General features: G+C 71.5%; 23 protein-coding genes and 1 pseudogene. 13 read left to right on the plus strand and 11 right to left on the minus strand.

Annotation, left to right across the window (positions count from 1 at the left end):
- Positions 1 to 45 precede the first annotated feature (45 nt).
- The gene (locus IG74_RS0106750; RefSeq protein ID WP_030671179.1) at positions 46 to 249 is read right to left on the minus strand and encodes an MbtH family protein; all 204 of its coding nucleotides are present in this window, start codon (positions 247 to 249) and stop codon (positions 46 to 48) included.
- Positions 250 to 407: 158 nt separating this feature from the next.
- On the opposite strand from IG74_RS0106750, the gene IG74_RS0106755 reads away from it, so the two are divergent.
- The 4 genes from IG74_RS0106755 to IG74_RS0106770 all read left to right on the plus strand — a co-directional run bounded on the left by IG74_RS0106755 (position 408) and on the right by IG74_RS0106770 (position 5,805).
- On the plus strand, positions 408 to 1,892 hold the full coding sequence (locus IG74_RS0106755; RefSeq protein WP_158857501.1) for a condensation domain-containing protein: 1,485 nt from the start codon (positions 408 to 410) through the stop codon (positions 1,890 to 1,892).
- Positions 1,893 to 2,077: 185 nt separating this feature from the next.
- Positions 2,078 to 2,842 (plus strand): thioesterase II family protein, encoded by a 765-nt coding sequence (locus tag IG74_RS0106760; protein WP_051854637.1) that lies wholly within the window; start codon positions 2,078 to 2,080, stop codon positions 2,840 to 2,842.
- Entirely contained in the window at positions 2,832 to 4,442 is a 1,611-nt protein-coding gene (locus tag IG74_RS0106765) for a condensation domain-containing protein (RefSeq protein ID WP_030671182.1), read from the plus strand. Before IG74_RS0106760 ends, IG74_RS0106765 begins: the two co-directional genes overlap by 11 nt.
- Positions 4,435 to 5,805: an ATP-grasp domain-containing protein gene (locus IG74_RS0106770; protein WP_051854638.1), complete on the plus strand. Its 1,371-nt coding sequence runs from the start codon at positions 4,435 to 4,437 to the stop codon at positions 5,803 to 5,805. Before IG74_RS0106765 ends, IG74_RS0106770 begins: the two co-directional genes overlap by 8 nt.
- A gap of 31 nt (positions 5,806 to 5,836) precedes the next feature.
- On the opposite strand, the gene IG74_RS0106775 is transcribed toward IG74_RS0106770, so the two are convergent.
- Positions 5,837 to 9,559 carry a hypothetical protein gene (locus tag IG74_RS0106775; protein ID WP_051854639.1) on the minus strand — a complete coding sequence of 1,241 codons (3,723 nt, stop codon included), beginning with the start codon at positions 9,557 to 9,559 and terminating at the stop codon, positions 5,837 to 5,839.
- A 350-nt stretch (positions 9,560 to 9,909) separates the two neighbouring features.
- Between IG74_RS0106775 and IG74_RS0106780 the strand changes: the two genes are divergently transcribed.
- Together IG74_RS0106780 and IG74_RS50875 are read left to right on the plus strand one after the other, a co-directional pair.
- On the plus strand, positions 9,910 to 10,269 hold the full coding sequence (locus tag IG74_RS0106780) for a hypothetical protein (RefSeq protein WP_158857503.1): 360 nt from the start codon (positions 9,910 to 9,912) through the stop codon (positions 10,267 to 10,269).
- A gap of 278 nt (positions 10,270 to 10,547) precedes the next feature.
- Entirely contained in the window at positions 10,548 to 10,961 is a 414-nt protein-coding gene (locus IG74_RS50875; RefSeq protein ID WP_051854640.1) for a hypothetical protein, read from the plus strand.
- Between the two features lie 347 nt (positions 10,962 to 11,308).
- Here the strand turns inward: IG74_RS50875 and IG74_RS0106790 are convergent, their stop codons facing one another.
- A complete protein-coding gene (locus IG74_RS0106790; RefSeq protein WP_030671211.1) occupies positions 11,309 to 11,644 on the minus strand; it encodes an ArsR/SmtB family transcription factor in 336 nt (111 codons plus the stop codon).
- Between the two features lie 191 nt (positions 11,645 to 11,835).
- Between IG74_RS0106790 and IG74_RS0106795 the strand changes: the two genes are divergently transcribed.
- From IG74_RS0106795 to IG74_RS0106830, 6 genes are all read left to right on the plus strand, one after another.
- Positions 11,836 to 12,978, plus strand: coding sequence for an FAD-dependent monooxygenase (locus IG74_RS0106795; RefSeq protein ID WP_030671214.1), 1,143 nt, complete (start codon positions 11,836 to 11,838; stop codon positions 12,976 to 12,978).
- 159 nt (positions 12,979 to 13,137) lie between these two features.
- On the plus strand, positions 13,138 to 13,671 hold the full coding sequence (locus IG74_RS0106805) for a GNAT family N-acetyltransferase (RefSeq protein ID WP_030671219.1): 534 nt from the start codon (positions 13,138 to 13,140) through the stop codon (positions 13,669 to 13,671).
- Positions 13,672 to 14,222: 551 nt separating this feature from the next.
- Positions 14,223 to 14,804 carry a TetR/AcrR family transcriptional regulator gene (locus IG74_RS0106815; protein WP_030671222.1) on the plus strand — a complete coding sequence of 194 codons (582 nt, stop codon included), beginning with the start codon at positions 14,223 to 14,225 and terminating at the stop codon, positions 14,802 to 14,804.
- On the plus strand, positions 14,801 to 15,328 hold the full coding sequence (locus tag IG74_RS0106820; RefSeq protein WP_030671224.1) for a dihydrofolate reductase family protein: 528 nt from the start codon (positions 14,801 to 14,803) through the stop codon (positions 15,326 to 15,328). The genes IG74_RS0106815 and IG74_RS0106820 overlap by 4 nt, the downstream gene beginning before the upstream one ends.
- Before the next feature lie 455 nt (positions 15,329 to 15,783).
- Complete coding sequence (locus IG74_RS0106825) at positions 15,784 to 16,818, plus strand: ferredoxin reductase (RefSeq protein ID WP_030671227.1); 1,035 nt, start codon at positions 15,784 to 15,786, stop codon at positions 16,816 to 16,818.
- A 73-nt stretch (positions 16,819 to 16,891) separates the two neighbouring features.
- Positions 16,892 to 18,052: a fatty acid desaturase family protein gene (locus IG74_RS0106830; RefSeq protein ID WP_030671229.1), complete on the plus strand. Its 1,161-nt coding sequence runs from the start codon at positions 16,892 to 16,894 to the stop codon at positions 18,050 to 18,052.
- Here IG74_RS0106830 and IG74_RS0106835 read toward each other — a convergent pair.
- The 5 genes from IG74_RS0106835 to IG74_RS0106855 all read right to left on the minus strand — a co-directional run bounded on the left by IG74_RS0106835 (position 17,969) and on the right by IG74_RS0106855 (position 20,911).
- A complete protein-coding gene (locus IG74_RS0106835) occupies positions 17,969 to 18,718 on the minus strand; it encodes a GAF and ANTAR domain-containing protein (protein ID WP_030671232.1) in 750 nt (249 codons plus the stop codon). The two genes, IG74_RS0106830 and IG74_RS0106835, sit on opposite strands and share 84 nt — an antisense overlap.
- On the minus strand, positions 18,715 to 19,467 hold the full coding sequence (locus tag IG74_RS0106840; protein ID WP_030671234.1) for an ANTAR domain-containing protein: 753 nt from the start codon (positions 19,465 to 19,467) through the stop codon (positions 18,715 to 18,717). The genes IG74_RS0106835 and IG74_RS0106840 overlap by 4 nt, the downstream gene beginning before the upstream one ends.
- Positions 19,468 to 19,531: 64 nt before the next feature.
- Positions 19,532 to 19,951 carry an STAS domain-containing protein gene (locus tag IG74_RS0106845; protein ID WP_030671236.1) on the minus strand — a complete coding sequence of 140 codons (420 nt, stop codon included), beginning with the start codon at positions 19,949 to 19,951 and terminating at the stop codon, positions 19,532 to 19,534.
- A gap of 140 nt (positions 19,952 to 20,091) precedes the next feature.
- Entirely contained in the window at positions 20,092 to 20,478 is a 387-nt protein-coding gene (locus IG74_RS0106850; RefSeq protein WP_030671238.1) for a DUF5994 family protein, read from the minus strand.
- Positions 20,479 to 20,593: 115 nt separating this feature from the next.
- The gene (locus IG74_RS0106855; RefSeq protein ID WP_324607490.1) at positions 20,594 to 20,911 is read right to left on the minus strand and encodes a hypothetical protein; all 318 of its coding nucleotides are present in this window, start codon (positions 20,909 to 20,911) and stop codon (positions 20,594 to 20,596) included.
- Between the two features lie 284 nt (positions 20,912 to 21,195).
- Between IG74_RS0106855 and IG74_RS0106860 the strand changes: the two genes are divergently transcribed.
- The gene (locus tag IG74_RS0106860) at positions 21,196 to 21,666 is read left to right on the plus strand and encodes a DUF5994 family protein (RefSeq protein WP_030671241.1); all 471 of its coding nucleotides are present in this window, start codon (positions 21,196 to 21,198) and stop codon (positions 21,664 to 21,666) included.
- An 11-nt stretch (positions 21,667 to 21,677) separates the two neighbouring features.
- On the opposite strand, the gene IG74_RS54380 is transcribed toward IG74_RS0106860, so the two are convergent.
- The 3 genes and pseudogenes from IG74_RS54380 to IG74_RS0106870 form a co-directional block, all read right to left on the minus strand.
- Entirely contained in the window at positions 21,678 to 22,769 is a 1,092-nt protein-coding gene (locus tag IG74_RS54380) for an RICIN domain-containing protein (protein ID WP_324607491.1), read from the minus strand.
- Between the two features lie 155 nt (positions 22,770 to 22,924).
- Positions 22,925 to 24,004: pseudogene (locus IG74_RS45635) on the minus strand (beta-galactosidase); the annotation flags it as partial.
- A 306-nt stretch (positions 24,005 to 24,310) separates the two neighbouring features.
- Positions 24,311 to 24,679 carry an STAS domain-containing protein gene (locus IG74_RS0106870; RefSeq protein WP_030671243.1) on the minus strand — a complete coding sequence of 123 codons (369 nt, stop codon included), beginning with the start codon at positions 24,677 to 24,679 and terminating at the stop codon, positions 24,311 to 24,313.
- Positions 24,680 to 24,850 lie beyond the last annotated feature (171 nt).

Here is a 24,850-nt window from a genome sequence, read left to right on the forward strand (position 1 = left end):
GTATCAAGAGTGCTCGGGAAAAAGTCCCAGGAATTCTGAACGCCCTCAGGCCGATGCCTCGGCGTACTTCTTCCGCACGCTCAGCGGGGTGATGTCGGTCCAGGTTTGCTCGATGTGAGTCAGGCATTCCGCCTTGCTGCCGGAGACTCCGACAGGGCTCCAGCCTGTGGGTATGTCCATCTTGGCGTCCCAGATCGAGTACTGTTCCTCGTGATTGACAACAATCTGATAGATGCGGTCGTCGGTCATTCGGGAGCCTCCAGAACGAGTTGTACAGAGCTCTTACCGGCGGTGCAGTCTACTTATCCCGGAGATCAATTGTCGAGGGTTCTGAAATCCCTTGTGCTCCGTGTCCTCGCCGAGTACCGTCCCGTTTGCCGGACCATCGATCAAGACTGGAGTCGAATGTGACGGGCAACCTTTCGGACGCCGCCCGCAGGCTTATGGAGCTGCGGCTCGCCGGCCTTTCGGCGCCGGTGAGCAAAGAGCGGGACCCGCGCCCCGAGCGTCCGCCGCTCGCACCGGCCCAGCGCCGACTGTGGTTCATCCACCAGCTCACCCAGGGCAGCCTGGCCTACAACGTGCCGACCGCCTACCGGCTGCGCGGCCCGCTGGACACCGAGGCGCTGGAGCGCGCCGTCCACCTGGTGGTGCGGCGGCACGAGGTGCTGCGCACCTGCTACCCGGCCGACGAGCACGGCGAGCCGTTCCAGCGCGTCCTGGACGCCGACGCCGGTCCGCGGACGCCGGTGGCACGGCACGACCTCACCTCGGCCGCCGACCCGGTCGCCGAGGCCCTGCGGATCGCCGGCAGCGAAGCCGACCACCGGTTCCGCCTCGACGCGGAAGGTCCGCTGCGGCTGTGGCTGGCCACGCTGGGGCCGGACGACCACGTCCTGGGCATCGTGGTGCACCACATCGCCTTCGACCGGGAGTCCTTGGCCATCCTGGCCGGTGAGCTCTCCGCCGCCTACCGGGCCGAGGCCACCGCCGGCACCCCCGAACTGCCCCCGCTCGACGCCCAGTACGCCGACTTCGCCCTGTGGCAGACCGGCCTGACCGGCACGCAGGAGTACGAGAGGGAACTTGGCTACTGGCGCGAGACCCTGGGCCGCCTGGCGCCCGTACTGGAGCTGCCCGCCGATCACCAGCGGCCGAAGGAACCGACCTACCGGGCCGGCGAGGCGGCGATCCACATCGACGCCGAGACCGCCGACCGGCTGCGGGCCCTGTCCACTGAGCGCGGCGCCTCCCTGTTCATGACGTGCCTCGCCGCCTTCCAGGGCCTGCTGTCGCGCTACACCGCGGAGACCGCCCTCGCGGTCGGCTGCCCGGTCAACGGCCGGGCGAAGGTGGCGTACGAGGGACTCATCGGGTTCTTCGCCAACTCCCTGCCGATCGGCGTCCACCTCGATGACGACCCGGCGTTCGCCGCCATGGTGGACCGGACGCGCGAGTCGCTGCTTTCGGCGCACGCACACCAGAACGTGCCGTTCGACCGGATCGTGCGGGAGCTGTCGCCCGTGCGCGACCTCAGCCGCAACCCGCTGGTCCAGGTCTGGTTCGACCTGGACGCGGGCGACACCGGCACGGCGGCCGACCTCCTGGCCCTGCCCGGGGTGCGGAGCGAGTACTTCACCGAGGGGCGGGTGCGGACCCGGTTCGACGCCGAAATGCACCTGGGCGAGCGCGCCGACGGGACGATCACCGGCCGACTGCTGTACGCACAGGACCTGTTCGCCGCCGAGACGGCGAACGGGCTTTGCGAGCACTATGCGAACTTCCTGGCGGCGGTGGCCGCCGACCCGGGGCTGCGGCTTTCGCGCGTGCCGCTCTTCTCCGCGCGCCAGCGGTCCACCCTGCTGGACGACTGGAGCGTGGGCAGCGGTTGACGGGCTGCCGGGCGACACGGGGCGGCGAGCGGGGGCCGCCCGGTCAGGAGCAGACCGTACGGCCCGCGCGGACCGTGCCGCCGCGGCCTGCCCGCTCGACCAGCACACCGGGACGCCACCTCGCCGACGCGCTCGCGCACCACGGACGACCGGGCCACGACCATCCGCCGAGAGGGAAACCGCCGATGACGACCGCCGACGCTCTGCTGCCCTTCTGGGACGACCGACTGCCAGGCGCCCGAGCCACCATGTTCTGCCTGCCGCACTCGGGCGGGGGCGCCTCGGCCTACCGGGAGTGGGTCAGGGCCTCCACCACCCTCGACGTCCAGCCCGTCCAACTGCCGGGGCGCGAGCACCTGATCGGCACGCCCGGCATCGAACGCATGCCTGAGCTCGCCTCCCTGATCGGCGAGCTGATGGTCGAGAGGGCCCCGCAGCCCTTCGTGCTCTTCGGACACAGCATGGGCGGCGCGATCGCGGCCGAGGCGGCGGCCTGGCTGGAGCGCGGCGGGCACCCCGCGCCCGCACTCCTGGTCATCTCGGCCCGCCCGCCGGTGAACCAGGCCCGGCCCGGGCCCGGCGAGAGCGAGGACGAGTGGCTCCTGCGGCGCGTCCTCGCCATGGGCGGAACCCCGGCCGAAGTCCTTGAGGAGCCCGAACTGCGCGAGCTGATCCTCGGGACGCTCCGCGCCGACACGCGCCTGTTGCAGGACTACGTGCCGCAGTTCGGCCGCCTGTCCCTGCCGCTGCTCGCCCTGGGCGGCACCGAGGACGACGTGACCGAGTCCCGCCTCGCCCGCTGGCAGGACCACTTCACCACGCCGATCCACATCCGCATGTACCCGGGCGGTCACTTCTATCTGCGCCGGCACCGCGACGCCGTCCTGGCCGCCGTGGAAGAGGCCCTCACCGACACCCTGGCAGGAAAGGAGACGGCCCATGACGCCTGAGCCGACGGCCCACGCGCTCCTCACGATCTTTCAGGAGGAGATCGGGTCCGACCGGATCGGGCCGGACGACGACTTCTACGCGGTCGGCGGTGACTCCCTCATCGCCGTGCGGGTGGTCACGCGCGCGACCGAACAGGGCATGCCGCTGCGCCTGATCGACCTGTTGATGAACCCGACGGTGGACGAACTCGTGGACCACCTGCGCGCCGCGGCCACCGTCGGCGCCGACCCGCAGGAGGCGGCGGCCGCCCCGGCGTACCCGGGCGACTCCCTGGTGGAACCAGAGGACCGGGCGGCCCTGCCCGCGGGCGCGCTGGACGCGCTGCCCGCCTCGGCGCTCCAGACCGGCCTGATCTTCCAGTGCGAGATGGCCGAGGACCCGAGCCTCTACCACGACCTGATCGGGCTGCGCGTGACGGCGCCCTACGAAGAGGACCTCTTCCGGTCGGCCCTGCGCGAGTTGATGGACCGGCACCCCGCGCTGCGCAGCTCCTTCGATCTGGGCAGCTACTCGGAGTCCCTGCAAGTGTTCTGGGGCGACGTGGCCGAGCCACTGGAGAGCGAGCGCGTGGGCACGGCCGCCGAGGCCGACGCGGCCGTGTCCGCCTGGCGTGACAAACAGCTCTCCACCACCCTGGACTGGGAGCAGGCGCCCCTGTTCCGCTGCCATGTGGCCGCCGGTCCCGGCGACACCTTCCGGGTGACCGTGGCCATGCACCATGCGATCATGGACGGCTGGAGCTTCGCCACCGTCGTCGTCGACCTGCTCACCCTCTACGACGCCCACCTGTCCGGCACCGACCACGGACTGCCGGAGCCGCCCGCGGCCGCGGCCGCCGAGTTCGTCCGCCTCGAGCGGGCCGCCGTGGACTCCCCGGAAGCCGCCGCGTTCTGGCGCGCCCAGTGCGATGCGCCGCCGCTGGTGGACCGGGACCGGTACGGCCGTTCGGCCAACGCCTCCGGGCGGCGGGCCACGGCACTGCCCGCCGGCCTCTTCGCCGACCTGCGCGCACAGGCCGCGGAGGCACGGGTCCCGCTGAAGAGCCTGCTCCTCGCGGTGCACTGCTGGGCCCTTGGCCGGATGGCGGGCCGCACCACCGACGTGGTCACCGGCGTGGTGGTCAACGGGCGCCCCGAACTGCCGGACGCCGACCGGGTCGTCGGGCTCTTCCTCAACACCGTTCCGCTGCGCCTGCCGTCCCTGTCCGGCACCTGGGCCGAACTGGCCCGGACGCTGCGGGAGACGGAGACCGCCGCCGCTCCCCACCAGCGCTATCCCCTCGCGCTGATCGAGGAGAACGCCGGGCGGCGGTCCTTCGACGTGGCCTTCAACTTCACCGACTTCCACGTCTACCGCCGCGTGTCCGAACTCACGGCCCTCTCCGCCGACGGATGGTGGGACCGGGACAAGGCCAGCCACCCGATGTCCTGCGACTTCACCCTCGACTACCCCGGTTTCGGCAGTGGCCTCCTCCTCTCCTTCGACCCGCACCTGGTGACCGAGGAACAGGTGGAGAAGTACGAGGCACTGACCATCGACGGCCTGCGCGCCGCGGCCCGGGACGTGCACGCGGCCGGGACGGAGCCTCACGATGGGTGAACCGGCACCGCTCGTGGTGGCGTACGACGTGGGCTCCGTCTCCCCGGCTGAGATCGCGGTGGGCGTGGCGGGCCTGGTCCCGGTGGTCTTCCTGCTGCCCCGCTCCGCGCACGTACGCACGCTGCGCCCGGTCCTGGCCGAGCTGGGCCGGGTGGTCCAGTTGACGGGCAGCGCCCAACGGGACGCCGTCCTCGTACGACGGCTCGCCCCGGCGGGGGTGCTCACCTTCTCCGAGAACCTGCTGCGCGTCACGGCCGGTCTCGCCCACGCCCTGGGCCTGCCCCACCACACGCCGGAGGTCGCCGAGGTCCTCACCGACAAGTACCGGCAGCGGCAGCGGTTGCGCGCCGCCGGAGTCGACGCGGTGGCCTGCCACCTGGTGCCGGACGCCGCCGCCTGGGAGGAGGCGCTTGCGGCCGTCGGACTGCCCGCGGTGGTCAAACCCGTACAGGGGCAGGGCAGCCGGGGCACCTTCGCCGTCCACGACCGGGCGGAGGCGGAAAGCCTGCGGTCACGGCTCTTCACCGACCCCGGCGAGTCCTGGGTGGTCGAACAACTACTGAGCGGACAGCCGGGCGGGCCCTTCGGCGACTACGTGTCGGTCGAGACCGCGACGGACCCGCACGGCACGCGGGTGCTCGCGGTGACCGGCAAGCACCCGCTGACCCCGCCCTTCCGCGAGAGCGGCCAGTTCTGGCCCGCCGCGCTGGCCCCCGACCGCACCGCGGCCGTGTCGGACCTGGCGGTACGGGCGGTCACCGCGCTCGGCGTCACCACCGGCATCTGCCACACGGAGATCAAGCTCACCCCCCACGGCCCCCGCATCATCGAGGTCAACGGTCGTCTCGGCGGCCACCTCAACGAACTGTCGCGCCGCGCCTGCGGAGCGGACCTCGTCCGGACGGCCGCGCTCCTTGCCCTCGGCGCCGCCCCGCCGCCCGCTCCGGCACCGCCCGACCGGGTCTTCTTCCAGTTCAACGGCCTGGCCCCGGACAGCCCCTGCCACTTGCGTGCTCTCACCGGCGCCGACGAGGTCCGCTCCCTCGAGGGCATCACCGGCTACCGGCCCTACGTCCGCCCCGGCGACCACCTCTCCGGCGGTGTGGGCAGCACCTTCATGGACCTCCTCACCGGCGACGCGCCCGACCACTTCGCGATGGTCGATCTCCTGGACCGGGCCTTGCCCCTGCTTCGTTACGAGTTCACCGACGGCGCCACCACCTGGACCGTGTCCCCACAGCGGGCGCGGGCCGACGACAGGGCGCAGGGAACTCCGGCGACGATCACGGACGAGGCGGTGGAGGGCGCGAGGGTCAACTCCCGCCCGGATCCACGGCAATCACTGGACAGCGGCCGCGTGTAGAAGCCTTCCGCATCAGGCTTTGGGAGGCGGTTCAGCAGGTGTCGCGGTAGGGGATGTCCGGCAGGTGGGTCTCCCAGTCGGCGCGTGACAGACCGGATCCGGCTCGTCGGCACACCTGTGTGATCAGGGTCGCGGGATCGATGTCGTGCCGTTGGACGCGCACGTGCCGGCCTGTGGCGTACAGCGTGTGGCTGTCCGGGCTGAAGGCCAGCGAGGTGATGGTGTCGCCGGGGGTGGACAGGGAGGTGCCGAGCAGCTGGCTGGAGGCCACGTCCCAGATGTGGAGGGTCCCGGCGTCACCGGCGACCGCGAGGAGGCGGCCGTCGGCGGAGAAGGCCAGGGCGGAGAGCGTTTCGTGCGGGCCGCCCTTGCGGGTGGGGTAGAGACCGGGCAGCACGCCGAGCTGCTTGCGGGCGTCTCCGTCCCACAGGGTGACGCCGCCCATCACGTCGCCCACGGCCAGGCGGGTGCCGTCGGAGCTGAAGGCCAGCGCGGCCAGTTCGTCGGGGGCCAGGACCTGCCGGGTCACGCGCCCCGAGGGCAGTTCGACCATGTCGCCTCCCTCGGATATCAGCTTCTTCCCGTCGCTCCGCGCCGTGAACCGGCTGTCGGAGTAGAAGCGTGAGAGCCTCTTCAGCCGCTTTCCCGTCCTGATGTCCCAGAACTCCAGGGAGTGGTCCATGGAGGTGCGGGAGAGGATGAGGGTGCGTCCGTCCGCGGAGAGCGTCATCCAGCTCAGGTCCTCGGCGGGTACGTTCACCCGGGCGTGGGTGCGGCCCGTCCGGGTGTTCGTCACGGTGATCGGTGCGGGCGGTGGGGCTGTCGGAAGCGGTCCTTCCCGGAGCCGGATGTGGGCGACGTAACGGCTGTCGGGGCTGAACACGACGTGGTCGTGGCAGTCGGTGGACCGTTTCGGGCAGGGCGTGCCGAGCCCTGTGCCGCGGCTGCGGCCACTGCGCGCGTCGACCAGGTCGAGGGCCAGGGTCCGGCCGTGTTCGCGGACGGCGGCCGTGGTGCGCCCGTCAGGGCTCAGCCGGGAGGCTCTCAGCGGCTGTCGCCGCCAGTCCTTGCTGGTCGCCTGCCCCAGGCTGAGGGTGCGGACGACGGTGCCGCCACCGTTGACGTACCGGATGGAGCGGTTCGCCGTGTCGAGCGCCAGTTGGCTGGGCCGTTCGTTGGCCAGCGGGTAGCGGAACACCGGGGTGTCGGGTGCCGAGAAGCGCCACAGACGGATCTCGTCGTCGGTCGCGGCGGCGACGAAATCCCCGTCGGCGCTGACCCGCAGGGCCTCGGCTCCGGGGGTTTTGATCCGGGCGAGGCGTTTGCCGGAGGCCAGCTCCCACAGCTGGATGCCGCTGCCCGTGGACAGGACCAGTCGGCGACCGTCGGGCGTGAACGCGGCCTGTCCTTCCCCGCAGATGGCCTTGATCTTCACGGTGAGCTTTCGCCGCGCGCGGATGTCCCACACCTCTGGGTGGCGCCGCTCCCGGCAGACCGCCAGTCGGCTGTCGTCCGGGCTGATGGCCATGCTCAAGAGGGGCGCCTTGCCACCGGGGTCGGTCAGACGCAGGAGCACGCGGCGGCTGCGGACGTCCCACACCTGCGTCACGCCGTCGGGTGCTGCCTCCTCTCGCTCCTGCCTTGCGGGCGCCGTGCTGCCGCTCTCCTCGACCACGGCTTCCACGTCACCACGGGTGCCGTCGTCAGTCGCCAGTAGCCGTCCGGACGGGCTGAAGTCCCACGTCAACGGCACGATGTCGGGCAGGGTGCCGATGGCTCGCCCGGCGCGGACGTCCCACAGCCGCACTCCGTCCGCGGCGTCCATGGCCAGGGTGCGGCCGTCATCGCTCACGCGCCCTTCATCCATCAGTTCCTGTTTTCCGATGCCGCGATAGGTGTGGGTCAGACGGCCGGTCGTCAGGTCCCGCACCCGGATCCGTTCGCTGTCGACGGAGACGAGTCGACGGCCGGACGCGGTCAGATGGTGGTCCGGCTCCGCGGCACCGGACCGGGGGATGCGGAACGCGGCCTCCTCCTTTTGCGTCACGGCCCCCAACAGCGCGGCTCGTGTCTCCGTCGTCTCCGCGAGCTTCCAGGCGGCCGCGCTCAGTTGCATGGCCCGCACGGGGTCGGAGGCGCGCATGCCGGTGGCGACGGCGGCGATGCGGCGGGCCTCCGCCTCCTGGTGCTGGCGGTTGTTGACGCGGTTCTGCTGCCAGGCGACGGCACCGGCCACCAGGGCCAGGACGAGTACGGCGGCCAGGGTGGCCAGCAGCCGACGGCGTCGGCGGTGTTCACGGGTGTGCGCGAGGCGGCTGGCGCTCACGAACGAGCGTTCCAGGCCGGTGAGCTGATCCGGGTCGGCCAGGAGGTCCTCCGCCGCGGCCAGGCGCGTGCCGCGGTAGAGGGTGCCCGGGTCCCGAGCCGATTCGTGCCAGACGCGGGCCGCTTCGGTCAGGCGGCGCTGGGTCCGCAGCCGTTCGCGTTCCTCCTCGATCCAGTCGCGCAGCCTGGGCCATGCGGTGATGAGCGCTTCGTGCGCGAGGTCGATCGTGTCGTCGTCCAGGGTGATCAGCCGCGCGGCCGCGAGGTCGGCCAGGACGAGGGCGACGCCACCGTCCGCGTCGGCGAGGTCCAGCTCGGCGCGGTCGACGGGGCGCCGCGTGTCCTGGGTGCCGTCGCCCGGAGTGATCAGCCGCAAGAGGACCCGGCGGGCGTGCGCGGCCTGCACCGGGTTCATCCGTGTGTACAGGTCCTCGGCGGTCTGGGCGATGGCGCCCCGAATGCCGCCCGACTGTTCGTACGCCTCGACGGTCAGGGTGCGGCCCCGGCGGCGCCGCCACGTTTCCAGCAGGGCGTGCGAGAGCAGGGGCAGACTTCCGGGCTCGCCCTCGACCTCCGCGATGAGACGGGCGGTCAGGGCACGTTCCACGATCAAGCCGTCCGCCTGGGCGGGCTTGACGATCGCCGCACGCAGCTCGCTGCCGCTCATCGGCCCGACCGGCACGCTCGATTCCCGTACGGCCGTGGCGAGGTCGGGGTGCGCGAGGCAGTGCGCGTAGAAGTCGGCACGGACGCCGAGGACGACACGCAACCGGCTGTCGGACTCCGTGGCGGCCAGGAGCAGATCCAGGAAGGCGGCTCGCTCCTGCGCGTCGCGGCAGAGGGTGAAGACCTCCTCGAACTGATCGACGACCAGCCAGGTCTCGCCCGCGTCGACAGCCGGTACGCACACCTTCGCGTGGGTGCGGGCCGGGGACGCGCCCGGGGTGAGGATCCGGATGGCGGCGGGCCGCGCCCGGCCTTCGACACCGCGCAGCCGTGGGATGAGCCCGGCCCGCAGCAGGGACGACTTGCCGCTGCCTGACGGGCCCACCACCACCATGAGGCGGTGCTCCGCCGACCTGGCCATCAGATGGTCGGTCAGCGCTTCCCGCCCGAAGAACAACTCCGCGTCGCCCACGTCGTACCGGGCCAGACCGCGGTAGGGCGCCGGGGAGTCGTCACCGGGCGGGTCCGGGGGCTGGGCTTCCTGCTCCCCGGCAGCGGTGTGCCAGCGCTGCTCCCATTCCTGCTCGTCGCCTCCGCACGCGCGGACGTACGCCAGGGCCAGCGGCAAGGACGGCAGCTTCTGCCCGGACGCGGCCCGCGACAGCATCGCCGCGGAGAAGCCGGCCTTGGGGGCCATGTCCCGGTAGGGGATCCCGCCGGCCTCCTTGCGCAGCGCGCGCAACGCGAATGCGAAGCGCTGCACCGGCCCCGCCAAGGGATCAACCGGATTCTCCTTGCGCCCCACCCTGGCCCCCCGACGCCCAAACGATCATCAGCTGACAGCTTACGAACGCCTTTCGCGCCGCTACAACCAGCACCTCGGCCAGGAGCCTGGCCCACTTCCAGCCACGCATCGGCTTGATTCACGCCACAGAACGGGGCTGTGCAACAACCCGGCAGCCGCTGAACTCGATAGCGCACCGGTCACCACGGCCTACCGCTCCGGCCGGGCCCCGCCCCGCCCGGCCGCATGGCCCGTGGCGCCGGACGCCGGCCCGCACAAGCGCGTTACGGCTTCGCACTACGGAACACCCCGACCTCAGAGGAGTCTTCGTGAATCGTGTCCAAGGAACCACTTCCTCCGCATGGCGCAAGCACCTGGTGAGCGCCACGGCAACGGTGGCTGTGGCCGGCGGCAGCCTCGTGGGCTTCACCGGCGTGGCGAACGCCGCGCCGCAGACGCCGTCCCAGCCCCAGGTGTCGATGAGCACCACCGCCACCGCCGACTCCGCGGCGAAGGCGGCCTCGGGGTGGACCTTCTACCGCGCCTACTGGACCAAGAGCGCGTGCGTCAAGGAAGGCCTGGCGGGCGAGCGCAAGCACTGGTGGAAGGACTCCGACTGCAAGTACAAGCGGGGCCTCGACGGCCGGATGAAGTGGTTCCTCTACGTCTACGACCGCGTGGCCGGCTAGACCCCCCGCTTCGGCTTTCCTCCAGGCGCTTCTGCGTGCGCCAACGTCAACTGCACGCCCCCGTACCACCGGACCAACTCCACTGGGTGGGGGGAAGCCGACCGCCACGTACAACCTCGAGAAGGCCCCCAGCGAGAAGGCCCTTCTCCGTGGCCGACCACGACGACGAGGCGATGACGGGCAGCCCTCCAGCCGTCCCGCGCACCGTCGCCTTCAAGCCGCACTACGCCGTCTGCCAGGACCCACTCGGCGGACATCGACCAGAAAGGAACCGATCCATGACACGACTCAAGCGACACGCCGCGGCCCTGGCTGCCGTCGGCAGCCTCGCCTTCGGACTGAGCGCCCTGGCGGCGGCACCGACCCAGGCGGCCTCCCCGGCAGTGACCTGCTCGGGATGGAAGTACGCCAACTACGACCACGGCTCCGGCACGCTCGAACGCGGCGCCAACATGAAGAAGGGCCCCTACGCCGCCTGCGGCAACGTCAAGGGGATGGACGCGGGCACCAAGGTCTACTACTGGTGCTACGCCCTCAACGACTACGGCAACACCTGGACGTACGCGCGGATCGCGGGGACCGAGACCCACGGATGGATCTCCGACGACCACCTGTCCGACGGCGGCGCCGCCGAAGAGTGCCCCCCGCAAGCCGGCGCTCCGCAGCTGCCCGCCGAACTGAACCGGGCCTGACCCGAAGGCACTCAGCGGGGCAGCACGGGGGCTCCTGCCCCGCTGAGCTCCACCGTTCGCGTGGGATTCGGCAGGTGAAGGAAGGAGGTGCGGAACCGTAGGTCCCGGGCGTCCAGGGGACAGAGGTGACCTCCAAGCTGTACGTAGGATCCCGTGATTGAAGCCCCTCCTGGCCCGATTCGTTCGGGGCAGGAGGGGTTTTCGCTGGGTCAGTGAGTGCCCCGGCGCGGGTTGGGCCGGCGGGCAAGAGGCCCAACGAGACGGCTGCGGTATTCGCCCGCAGGGGGAGCGGGCCCGCATCCGGGAGCCGAAGGGGTCATGGGGCGAACGTCCGTGCCCACCTGTGCTCAGCGAGGAGCGGCAGCGCCTGGAGGCTCTGCTTCCAGGAGGGCGAGCAGTCCGGGGAATCTCTTCTCGATGTCCGCGCGTCGGAGACGGACGCCCTTGCGGTTGCCGTAGTCGATCTCGTCGATGAGGCCGGCCTCGCGCAGGACGCGGAAGTGGTGGGTCTGGGTCTGCTTGGAGATCGGAAGATCGAACGAGTTGCAGCCCCGCTCGTTGTCGCCGCGGTCGGTGGCCAACTGCGTCAGCACCGAACGACGGTGCTCGTCGGCGAGGGCACGAAACACCGCGCCCAGATCGAGCGCATCGGCCTTCGGGCCGGCCAGGTTCTTCCCGGGCACGCGGCACCCCCTTCAGGTACGACTTGAATCGTACCTGAGGGATGTGCTCCACTGAGCGCCAAGGTACGAAAGATTTCGTACCTTGGTCCGATTGTGCTGCCCCCTGCCCCCCTGCCCGTGCCGCCGCGCCCCGAGACCCGGCCCGGCACTCGCCGGGGGCCCGGTCATCGACACTCCGAGAGGTCACCGTCATGAAGAAGCCCGAGGTGCTGATAGTCGGTGCCGGAATCGCGGGGCCCGCACTCGCGTACTGGCTCTCCCGGAACGGCTACCGGCCGACGGTCATAGAACATGCCCCGCAGCTGCGCTCCGGTGGCAGCGCGATCGTCGTGAAGGGGCCCGCGATCCCGGTCGCCGACCGCATGGGCATCCTCCCGCAGCTCCGCGGGCTCGCCACCCGCAACCGGTCACTGACCCTGCTCGACCCCGGCGGCAGGCCGATCCTGCGACTCCCGCTCACCTCGGACAAGGCGCCCACGGTCGAGGTGACCCGAGCCGACCTGTCCGAGGTGCTCCACCGCTCGGCGCAGACCGAGGCCGAGTTCTTGTTCGACGACACGGTCACCGCTCTCGACCAGGACGCGGGCGGGGTCGACGTCACCTTCCGGCGGGCCGCGCCACGGCGCTTCGACCTGGTGGTCGGCGCCGACGGGATGCACTCCACCGTGCGGCGCCTGGCATTCGGACCTGAGCGGCAGTTCGCGAGCGACCTGGGCCTGTACGGCGCGACCGTGCCGCTGTCACCCGACGCCGTCGAAGACCCGAGCGAGATGACGATGCTGACCGTGCCGAACCGGATGCTGGTCGTCCACCCCTCCCGGACCACCCCTCTCGCGATCTTCACCTTCCGGGCCGCACAGGCAGCCGCCCACGACCGCAAGAACATCGCCCTGCACAAGCAGACCGTGGCCGACGCCTACGCCGACGTGCGGTGGCGGGCACCGGAACTCGTAGCGGCGTTCCTCGACCACCCGGCCCCGTACTTCGACCCCCTGACCACCATCCGGGTGCCCTCCTGGTCCCGCGGACGCGTCGTGCTGCTCGGGGACGCCGCGGCGGCGACAGCCCTTCTGGGTGACGGGTCCAGCATGGCGATGGCGGGCGCGTACGCCCTCGCGGAAGAGCTCGCCGCCCATCCCGGCGATCACGCCCGCGCCTTCGCCGCCTACGAGGCGCGGCTCCGCCGCGAGGTAGGCCCGCGACAGCGACGCGTCGGCCTGCTCTCCGGACTCATGGTGCCCCGCACCCGGCCGGGCCTCGCAGTGCGCAACGCGGTGGGCCGCGCGGTCGCTCGCACGAACCGGATCACCGCTCGCGAAACCGCGAACCGGTAGACCCAGTCACCACTGACCGGCCACTGACCGGCCACCGGCCGGCTACCGGCCGGTGCGCAGGCCCGCGATAGCTCTCAGCCGCATCGGTCTCACCTCGCAGCCTCGCTGCCCGAGCGCCGGATTACCGATAAGGCCACTTCCTTCGGCAGGATGGGCGCCATGACCGAGATCCGTACCCCCCGCCTCCTCCTGCGTCGCTGGCACGACGACGACCTCGCGCCGATGGCGGACATCAACGCGGACCCGCGGGTCATGCGCTGGATCGACGACGGCTCGGTGCGCGACCTGGACCACACCGCAGAGGAAATCGAGAGGTGGGAGGAGGAGTGGGACGAGGAGGGCTTCGGACTCTTCGCCGTCGAGCTGCTGGCCTCGGGCGAACTGGCAGGCTTCACGGGTCTGTCCGTGCCCGAGTTCCTGCCGGAGGTAATGCCCGCCGTGGCCATCAGCTGGCGGCTCGGCTCACAGTTCTGGGGTCAGGGGTACGCCTCCGAGGCCGCCCACGCCACGCTGGAGTTCGCGCTCCAGGACCGTGGCCTCGACCGCGTCATCAGCATCAGCCAGGTGGGTGACCACGCCTCCGGGAACATCATCAGCAAGCTCGGCATGGTGCCCGAGCGGGAGACGGCGCACCCGGAGTACGACTATCCCCTGCAGGTGCACACCATCGATCTCACCGAGTTCCAGGCGTGAAGCAGCCGCACCATTGGACACCACATGACGGCCGACCCCTGCTCATGCGTCCGTGACTGACCGCCGCCCCGCAGTGGACAACCCGGCGAAGCATGCTGCAACGTCCGTCTCTGGCCTGCGCTTTCACGGACCTGTGGCCAGAGCTGGCTGTGTGACCGCTCACGCCTTGTAGGGCTGCTGCTGAGGCCTCCGTGGCGCGCCTGCGCTGCTTCCTGGACGACGTGGGGCACGAACTGCGCACGCCGCCACCCGCGGGCAAGAACGCGATCAGGGCCTCCAGTTCGGCGTACGTCTTCGAGGCGTACGTCCGCTCCAGCCGCTCCTTCAGCTCGGCCAGGGCGATCCGGTCTGCTCGGCCAGGGCGATCCGGTCCGCCCTGGTGGCCAGCCGCAGCTGCTCGGCCACCGCCTCGCCGTCGCTGTCGTCGGCCGGTGAGGCGGAGCCCGCAGGCCCTCCGGCTCAGCCTTCCCTCCCGTCCTCTCTCCGGAATCAGTTAATAACTGAATGGCCATTTATTAATGTGCTACAGTCGATCACGGAAGGAGGAACCCATGCCACGACCACGCGCTACCAGCGACGCCGAGATCCTCGCCGCCACCGGGCGTGCCATCGGCTCGCACGGCCCCGGCAGGCTCACCCTGGCGCATGTCGGCGCCGAAGCGGGGGTCTCTCCGGCGACGCTTTCGCAGCGCTTCGGTTCCAAGCGGAACCTGCTGCTGGCGTTCGCCGCGGACGCGGCCGCGGATGCCGCCGTGCCGTACCGGCGGGCGCGGGCCGAGCACGACTCGCCGCTGGCTGCGCTGCACGCCGTCGCCGACGAGTTCGCCCGTCACCTGTCCACACCCGAGGAGATGGCCAATCACCTCGGCATGCTCCAGCTCGACCTGTCCGACCCCGAGTTCCGCGTCCACGCCGCCGCGCACACCCGCGCGGTGGACGCGGCACTCCAAGAACTGCTCGCGGACGCCGTCGCCAAGGGCGAACTCCCGTCCGGCACCGACGTGCCGCGCCTCGCCCGCGCCATCAAGGTCACCACTGACGGCTCCCTGCTGCGGTGGGCCCTCACCGGTGACGGCGATCCCGCCGCCCTGCTCCACGACGACCTCGACCACCTGCTCGGGAGGACCTCATGACCTTCAGCTCCACCGTCTTCATCGGCACCAGCCTCGACGGCTACATCGCCCGCCCCGACGACGACATCGAGTGGCTGACCTCGCGCGGCGAGAAGGCCGGCGACCTGGGCTTCGTCGAGTTCCTCGACTCCGTCGACGCCGTGATCATGGGCCGCAACACCTACGACAAGGTCATAGGCTTCGGCGAGGAGAACTGGCACTACGGCGACCGCCACGTGGGCGTCCTGAGCACCACGCTGCCCGAGGACGTCGACCCGCGCGTCACCGTCTACCGCGACATGGACAGCCTTGTTGCCGACCTCGACCGGCGGGGGATCAAGCACGTCTATCCCGACGGCGGACGGCTCGTCCAGAGCTTCATCCGCTCGGGTCGCGTCGATGCGTTCATCATCAGTGTCGCCCCGGTCCTGATCGGCGCCGGCCACCGCCTCTTCGGCGAACTCACCAAGGACGTCCCGCTCCGCCTGGACTCCACCGCCAACCTCGGCGGCTTCGCTCAGCTGCGCTACACCGTGGAGAAGTAGGGGTCACCCGGCCGCCCCGCTGGCGCCGCACGGAGACCGAGACCGAACACGCCGTGCTGGACGGGCCGTCCAGCACGGCGGAGTTCTGGGACGCGACCGCTCACGGGCGGCGTCACCATCTGGCCATCTTCCGGCCGGACCTCCGCACTGCACCCTGGATGCCGGTGCGTCCCCGCTGGCAGGAGCGGTGCGACGGATGGCGCAAAGCGCCCCGGCGGCGGTGTGGTCCGCCGCGAGGTGTGCTTCGCTCGGCCCCGACGGCCCGGCGACGACGGCGGGTCGCTGAGGTACGGGTCCGGCCGTCGAGGTGCGGGCCCGACCGGAACCGCAGACCCCGGAGGGGTACCGCCGTGTCCGTGAACCCCCGCTCGTCGCCGCCCTCCCCGCCGCCCGCCGTCGCCTCCCGGCTCACCGCGTGGGCCGACGGGCGGTCCGGGCGCCGCGCCCTCGCGGCCGTGTCCTGGCTGACCAGCCCGCTCTCGCCGGACGACTACCTCGGCCTGCTCGATCCGCTGTGGTCGGCGCGGCACCCCGCGGGCCGGGTCACCGCCGTGCTCCCGGAAGGCCCGGCGGCGGCCACGCTGGTGATCCGGCCGGGCCGGGGCTGGCGCGGGCACCTGGCCGGGCAGTACCTGCCGGTCGGCGTCGAGATCGACGGCGTGCGGCACTGGCGCACGTACTCGATCACCTCGTCGCCCACCGGCCCGCTCACCCTCACGGTGAAGGCGCAGCGGGGCGGCCGGGTCTCCCCGCACCTGGTCCACCGGACCCGGCCGGGCATCGTGCTCCGACTCGGCCCGGCACAGGGCGAGTTCGTGCTGCCGCAGCCGCTGCCCGAGCGGCTGCTGTTCGTGACGGCGGGCAGTGGCGTCACGCCCGTCATGGGCATGGTGCGCACCTTGGCCCGGCGCCCCGGCCCCGTGCCCCACACCGTGCTCCTGCACAGCGCGCCCCAGTCGGAGGAGTGCCTCTTCCGGGCCGAACTCACTCTCCTCGACGCCCAGTTGCCGTGGCTGACCGTCCGCCTGGCGTACACGCGCACGGACGGTCGGCTCACCCCGGACCGCATCGCGGCGCTCTGCCCGGACTGGCGCCGCCGGGACGCCTGGGTGTGCGGGCCTTCCGGGCTGCTCGACGCGGCCGAGAAGAGCTGGGCGGCCGCGGGCGTACGGGAACGGCTGCGCGTGGAGCGCTTCCGGCTCGCGCCCCTGCCGCCCCGGGAAGGCGACGCCGCCGGTGCGCCGGTCCGGTTCGGCCGCAGCGGTGTGGAGGCGGACGCGCGGGCCTCCGTGCCCCTGCTCGCGGTCGGCGAGGCGGCGGGCGTGGCGATGCCGTACGGGTGCCGTCGCGGCATCTGCTTCGGCTGCCTCGTGCCGCTCGCCGAAGGGCGGGTGCGGGATCTGCGCACCGGCGAAGTGCGCGGTGAACCAGGCGAGTTGATCCAGACCTGCGTCAACGCGGCCGCAGGCCCCCTCCTCCTCGACCTGTGACCCGGCCGTTCCCCCCGGGCATCCGGCCGACGAGCGGCCCCCGCAGGGCCGCACCACACCCCATGGAGACACCATGCCCACGACCGCCGCCCCCTTCAGCGACGCCGCTCCGGCGGCTCCGGACGCCGACCGCACCGAACAGCTGGGCCGCGAACTCGACCGGCTCCGTGCCGAGGTCGTCGCGGCACGCGGTGCGGACGACGCCCGGTACATCCGTACGGTGATCGCCGTGCAGCGCGGCTGCGAGGCGGGCGGCCGGGCCGCCCTCGCCGTGTCCCTCTTCCCGCCCGCCTGGCTGGCGGGCACCGCCCTGCTCACGGTCGCGAAGACGCTGGAGAACATGGAACTGGGCCACAACGTCCTGCACGGCCAGTGGGACTGGCTGGCCGACCCGGCGATCCACTCCACCACCTGGGAATGGGACTTCGCCAGCCCCGCCGACGCCTGGAAGCGCACCCACAACCACCTGCACCACACGTACACCAACGTCGTCGGCCGCGACCGCGACCTCGGCTACACGATCCTGCGCATGAGCCCGCACCAGCCCTGGCGGCCGTTCCACGCGCTCCAGCCCTTCTACGCCGCCCTGCTCGCGCCCGTCTTCGAGTGGGGGATCGCCCTGTACGACCTGGAGGCCGACGCTGTGACGCAGGGGCGCAAGAGCGTGCGCGCCTTCCTGCGCGACGCGTCGGGCACGGCACGCAAGGCGGTGCGCCAGGCGGCCAAGGACTACGTCCTGTTCCCGCTCCTCGCGGGCCCTTCCGCGCTGCCCTGCCTCGTGGGTGCCCTCACCGCCAACACCGCCCGCAACATCTGGGCGCACACGGTCATCTTCTGCGGCCACTTCCCCGGCGAGGTGCAGACCTTCACCGAGGAGCGGCTCGCCGACGAGACCCGCGGCGAGTGGTACCTGCGGCAGATCCAGGGCTCGGCGAACATCGAGGGCGGCCCCCTCCTGCACGTCCTCACCGGCAACCTCAGCCACCAGATCGAGCACCACCTCTACCCCGACCTGCCCAGCAACCGCTACGCCCAGCTCGCCCCGCGCGTACGCGAGATCTGCGACCGCTACGGACTGCCGTACGTCACCGGCCCGTTGTGGCGCCAGTACGCGTCGATGTGGGGCCGCGTGCTGCGCCACGCCCTGCCGTCACATGCGGGCCTCGGGAGCCGGGATGACGGAGGTGTCGAACGTACCGTCGACGATGCACCGGGCGAGGTCCGTCAGGCGTAGGTGCTGGGAGCGGGCGTACGAGCGGAACGCGGTGAACGCCTCGTCGACCGAGGTGTCCCAGCGCTCGGCGAGCACTCCCTTGACCTGCCCCACCAGGATCCGGCTGGTGAGCGCGGAGTTCAGCTGGGCGTTCTCCACGTGCGACTGCTCCAGCGTGCGCTGCTGCAGGATCGTGATCGTGGCCACGTCGGCGAGCGCCTGGGCCAGAGCGATGTCGTCGTCACCGAGCGGGTGCACGGAGGTGTGGAACAGATTGAGGGCGCCCACCACCCGGTCACGCAGCCGCAGGGGGATGGCGTGCGTGGCCACGAACCCGATCTCGCGGGCCCGTGGCGTGAAGTGGGGCCAGGCGATGGCCGCCTCGGGACGCCTGAGGTCGATGTTCGTGCGGGGTTCGCCGACGCGGAAGCACTCGACGCAGGGCCCCTGGTCGTGTTGCCGGGCGAACAGTTCGAGGAGGCGGGTGTGCTCGTCCGAGGCGGCGATGACCTGAAGTTCACCGTGGGCGTCGGCGAGCAGGATCCCCGCGGCGGATACGTCCAAGAGCTCCACGCAGCGTGTCGAAAGGCGCTGCAGCAGGTCGAGGACGTCGAAGTCGTCGATGAGTGAGTCCGCGATCTCGACGAACACCCTCGCGAGGCGCTGTTCCCGGGCCATACCGATCATCCCTCTCCACCGTCGGGCGAATGAGGCCCGTTCCTATCGTCGTCGAATCGCAGCCGTCGGGCCACGACATCGTCTGCTACGTCCCCGACAGGGCGTTCACTGCCGAAGGCGAAGGCACGCAGCCGCACCAGGGCTTCCACCATCGAGACCCCGAGTTGGACGCTGATCATTCCGGTCGCCTGGTGCACGACGGCACGGTGCAGCCCGTCGATCGGCCACAACGGCCCGTCGTCACCCGTACTGCTGCCATGCGTCGGACCGCTCCCGTTCATCAGGGCTGCCGTCAGGGCGGCGGACAGCGTGTTCGCGTCCAGGAGTTGCTGGTCGCTGAGGCCGCGCTCCCCGTCGCACAGCAGGGTCAGTATCCCGAGCCGTGCGGCGCCCAGGCCGAGGGGGAAGCAGCACACTCCACGCACCCCGAGCCGCTGTGCCGCGGGCAGCAGCGCGGGCCAGCGGTCGGGGCGTACGCGGCTCAGGAACGGTTCCAGTACGGGCACTCCGGCGTGTGCGGCGTCGGGGCCCGGGCCCTCGCCGAGCGTGAACTGCAGTTCCTCGAAGCGGCGGCTCAGCTCGGGGAAGGACCACAGCGGCTCCGGCGTGCGGGTGCCGTTCACCGTTGCCGAGGACTTGGGGAAGACGGACACGGTGACGCCCGCGACCCCCAGCGCGCGCGCACTGGTCTCCGCGGGATCGCTGTTGCTTCCGGGGCGCAGCGAACGCAGAGCCTCGGCCATGCCGTTGCTGGTCACCGGTCTCCGTTCCACCGAGGCCGGGACCTCCCCGTGCGGGACTCCTGCCGACACAGACCGTACATCACACGTCACCGTTGTGAGCGGCCCGACGGCTCGGTCCGGGGCGGGCGGCCGTGCCTTGCCAGGCGTCCTGGGCGCTCGCGTATCCGGGGAACCGGTCGACGAGGCCACCGGCCCGGAAGACCAGCCGGGTCGCGGGGAGCGTGTAGACGAGCCGGATCCAGCCGTGCCGGGCCCGGCAGTCGGACCAGGCCTCGTTCAGCGGCCTGAGGACGCTTCCGTCCATGAAGGTCACCTCGGTGAGGTCCACGATGAGACAGTGTCGTCCGGCTCCGGTGCGGGCGAGGCGCAGGTCGTGCTCCAGGGGCGCGATGGTGGTCAGATCCAGCTCGCCCCGGGCGCGGACCAGACGGCAGTCGTCGAACAGGACGGGAAGAGCGGGCCGGCCGGCCGACTCCGGGAGGTCGGGATGCGGGCTCATCCGCCCCATCTCCTCAGGAAGGTTGCTGCTTCGCGTTGCGCAGAGCCTCTGTTGCGCTGGGCGGCATGCACGGAGAGGGCCGGGTCTGGGGCGACCGTGTGTTGAGCGTACTGGAAGACCGGGCGGCGCCGTCGGGGTCGTCACTCTTCCGTGAACGCGGCGGCCATCAGCCGCGGTCCTTCCCTGTCGTCGGTCAGGTGCGGTACGACCAGCAGGTCCCAGCGCCCGGCGCCGGGCGCCAGCAGACAGACCGTGGCGGGGGCGTGCACGGCGGAGTTTCCGTGCAGGTGGAGCACCTGGCCCGCGCAGAGCATCCGGCCGGGGAAGGCGGACCAGGTGGCGGTGCGCACGGTGACGTGGACGATCTGTGCCCAGGTGCGCGGCAGGGTGCGCAGCAGGCGCGGAAGCTCGGTGACGAGGTCGTCGGTGTGGGGCCACCAGACGCCGTCGATGCTGCGGGGACCGCCTCCGACGGGCGCCAGGCGCAGCCGGGTGAGGGAGTGGGGGCCGACGAGGGGCGCGGTCATGTTGATCTCCCTGGGAGTACGGCGTGGCGGGGTGCTGTGCGGGCGTGCGTGGCGGGCTGCGGCAGGGGGCGGTGACGTGCCTCGGGCCGGGGCCGGGCACGGTGTGGCGGTCGGCTCAGGGGTGTGCCGTCTCGTCGGCGTGGGTGCGGCGCGCCTGCGACCCGCTGTCGATCAGCCAGGTGTGCGGGGCCGGTGCCGTCGGGCGGGTCCGCAGGGTGTCGACCGTCAGATGCAGACGGACGCCGTCGCCCTCGCTGCCGGTGGGGTAGCTGCGGGGCTCGTCGCAGAGAAGGCGCTCGCGCAGGACCTGTGCCACCTGCCAGGCCGCTTCGGGGTCGTCGGCGACGATGCGGCCCTGGACGCTCCCGTCGGCCATCGGGCGTGCGTCGCCGCCGGTGCCCGGTGCGGGAAGCGGAGTACGTGCGGTGATCACCGGCATGGTGTCGACCTGTCCCCGAACCCCGTAGGTGCTGAGCCCGGTGCTTTGGACCGAGAGGGCGACCGGCAGGGAAGGCGGTCGAGGAACGCTCCCAGTGGCCATGAGCCTACTCCTGCGGCCCGCCCGACCACGATTGCGCGCACGGACCGGCCGTACAGGTCACGCTCCGTGCGCACAGCGGCCAGGAGTAGGCTGGAAGGACTGAGGTGTCCTCGCCGCCCAGCGGCCTCACGCGTACGTGACCGACCGTGGTGGCCACTGCACCTGGGAGGTGTGCCATGAGTGACGATCCGGCCGGTCCGGTCGTTCTCCCGACGGAATCCGGAAGCCGACAGACGTTCTCCGGCGCGGCCCTGCTCAGGATGGCGACGACGTCCCGGCGCGACGGCACGTTCGACGGCGCGTGGTGGCCCAGGTCCCGGAACCTCGCCGTGCAACTGCCCGGCCTGATCCGCGCGTTGACCGACAAGCTCGGTACGGTCGCCCGGATCGGCCTGGACGCCGGAGCGTGGGACGTGCACCTGCACTCGGTGGCCGTCGATGGTCACCTGGTCCGCATCGACTGGTCCGACGTCGACGACCACACCATGCTCGTCACCCGCGGCCACCAGGACATCTTCTCCTTCCTGATGCTCCCGCCGTACGCCGACGAGGGGGCCGCCCACGCCGCCATGACCCTGGCCGTACAGGACGGCAACAGCGCGTCGGCCACGGAGATCCTCGCCGCGACCGGCATCGCCGCCCGCTGAGCCCTCGGCGGCTACAGCTCGTCGAGGTGCCAGTGCTGGCTGGTGTCGTCGGTGTCGTTCTGTTGGACGATCTTCGCGCCGTCCGCGGAGGAGTTGGATTCGACCCCGAGGACCTTGCCGCTGTGGACGTTGACGAGCTTCACGTGGCCGGCACCGGTGTCGGCCAGGCGCCACTGCTGGTTGGCGCCGCGGGTGGCGGGCCACTGGATGACGGGCGCGCCGGGGGTCGTGGACTCGCTGTGGACGTCGATGTGGTGCCCTGAAAGGGAGTTGGCGAACGTGGTGAGCCCGTGGGACAGGGTGGTGCGGCGCCACTGCTGGTTGGCCTTGCCGTGGCGGGTCCACTGGACGAGCTGCACGCCTTGGTCCGTCGACTCGTCAGGTACGTCGAGGACCTTGCCGCTGCGCCGGTTGGTGAGGACGTAGGTGCTCTGCAGGGCGGCGGCGAAGCCGATGGGCTGCGGCGTGGTCTGGTGCAGGTCGAAGACGACGATCTCGTTGCGGCCGGTCCGCAGCCAGGGGGCGGGGCAGTACAGGCGCTGCTGCGGGCCGACGGACCAGTAGCGGCCGAGGTGGTGGCCGTTGACGAAGACCACGCCCTTGGTCCAGGCGGACATGTCCAGGTAGGTGTCGCCGGTCTTGTCGAGGCTGAGGGCGGCGCGGAAGAAGAGGCCGCTTCTGCTGCGGTCGCTGATGGCCGGGCGCAGGGAGGCCACGAACTTCTCGTCGACGGGCAGCGAGTAGGTCTGCCACCGGGTGAGCGGGCCGTCGAGCGCACCGGCGTCGGACAGCGACACCTGCCCGGTGATGCCCTTGCGGTCGACGTAGTGCCCGAAGTTCACCCGGCCCAGGCCCTCCACGAGGACGTCGAGCGTCGGGGTCGCGTCCGCGTCGCCGAGGGAGAGGCTGCTGCCGGTGGTGACCTTCAGCGGTCCGGCGTACGACGGCCAAACCGGGACCCGGCTGAAGCCGCCCTGGTAGACGCCGTCGAGGAACACCGTGGCGTAGTCGTGCACGCCGGTGACGTGCAGGGTCGCGCCGTCGTATCCGGACAGCGGGCGGCGGTAGAGGACGAAGCCCGAGTTCTGGCCGTAGGTCTCCATGGGCTGGGCGGTGACCGTCCGGGACGGCGGCAGCGCCGGGGGAGGTTGTCCCACAGCGAGGCGTACGCCCGGGGCGTCACCGGGCTCGGGGTGATGGTGGGGACGGCCGCGGGAAGCGGAGGCAGCGGCTCGTCCAGGTAGCTGTCGATGAGGGAGCGGTACGCGGTGTAGCTCGCGGTCGGGCGGCCCTGCTCGGTGATCGCCGCGCTGTAGTCGTAGCTGGTGATGTCGGGTGTGTAGCCGCTGCCGTCGTCCGCGGAGTTGGCCCCGGCCCAGTAGCCGAAGCTGGTGCCCCCGTGAATCATGTAGATGTTGAACGACAGCTTGGACTGCATGAGGCCGCGCAGGACCGGGGACTTGTCCTTGCCGATGCCGGCGAATCCGCTGTCGCCCCACGCCGTGAACCAGCCGGCCCAGGACTCGCCGATGAACGCGGGCACCGCGGGGAAGGCCCGGCGGCAGTCGGCGATGGCGGCGGCGTCCCCGTCGGACAGGCCGATGGCTCCGCCGGGCACGTTGGTGCGGTTGGCCTTGACCTGGGCCAGGCCGTCCTGGGTGTAGAAGGGCCCGGGAACGCCCGCGTCCAGCCAGGCCTGACGGATCTCGTCGACGTACGTGGCGTCGTCGCCGAACGAGCCGTACTCGTTCTCGATCTGCACCATGAGGACGGGCCCGCCGTTGGCGACGAGGAGGGGCTTGACCACCGGTGCGATCTTGCTGACGTAGCGGCGGACCGCCGCCATGTAGTGCGGGTCGGCCGCGGCCCGTACGCGGATCCTGGCCGCGGGGTCCTTCAGCAGCCAGGCGGGCAGACCGCCGAGGTCCCACTCGGCGCACACGTAGGGCCCCGGGCGCAACAGCACCCACATGCCCTCGGCCTGGCACAGCCGGACGAACGCGGCGAAGTCGCGCCGGTCGGTGGTCAGGTCGAAGATGCCGGGGCGCTCCTCCAGGTAGTTCCACATGAGGTACACGCCGATGGTGTTCAGGCCCATCGCCTTGGCCATCTGGATGCGGTGGCGCCAGTACCGCACGGGGATGCGGCACGGATGCAGTTCACCGCTGCGGATCTGGAAGGGCTCCTTGTCGAGCAGGAACTGGCTGCCGTCCGCGGAGAATCCGAACGTGTGGTCCGCGGCGGCCAGGGGGCTCCTGGCGGCCGCGTGGCCCTCGGTGGCCCAGGTGGCGGCGAGCGGGGTGAGGGCGCTGATGATCAGGAAGTCGCGTCGATCCATGGGGCGCTCCAGGGGGTGAGGAGAAGTCTCTGGCCCGGCGAACGGCGAACGTGGAGTGACGTCAGCTGCCTGTCGGCAGTGTGGGATTACGGTAGAGCGTGTTCGAGTGTGTTGGAAGGGGTGCGGTAATGGTTGTGTGTCGTACCGTCAGATCGCGGCGGGGCAGGGGGAGTTGCGGGGAGCGCCGGGACGGTGGGCGCTTCGCGGTGGTGGCCTGGACGGCGTGACGGCACGCAGGATGTGACGGCCCGCGCGGCGTGATGGATGGCCTGCTTGGCGATGATCCGTACGCGCTCCGCCCGCGCCTCAGGGCGTGTGCGGCGGATCCTCACGTCGGCCGCGGCCCGGGTCCTCCGGGTCGCGCGGGTGCGTCAGGATCACGTCGACTCCCGTGATGTGCAGCACCCGCTGGACCGGCTGCGAGGACTCGATCACGGTGATGCGGCCGCCCGCGAGGCCGCAGTGCCGATGGTGCGCGGTCAGGGCGTTGATCCCGGACGAGTCGATGAAGGCGACGTCGGTCAGGTCCAGCTCCACGCGGCGGTGCAGCAAGGGCGCGAGCGCGGCCCGCAGCGAGGGCGCGCTGGCGATGTCCAGATCTCCGTGTACGCGTACCAGGGCGGGGTCGAACCCCGAGACGATGTCCACGCGCAAGGACGAGGGTGAGGCGGCCATGGCGGTGCCTTCCGGAGGTACACGGCTGTGCCGGTCAAGGACCATGCATACGGTAGTGATACCCGCCGGGTCCGAGCATTTCCTTGCCGTAGACGTACCGGAAAGGCGCAATCGAAGGGGCTGGGCGGACGCGTGACTGAGCTGTTGTCGAACTGCTTTCCGGCCGTTCGA

Origin of the sequence: Streptomyces sp. NRRL B-1347, from assembly GCF_000720325.1 — a bacterium.
GTDB lineage: Bacteria > Actinomycetota > Actinomycetes > Streptomycetales > Streptomycetaceae > Streptomyces.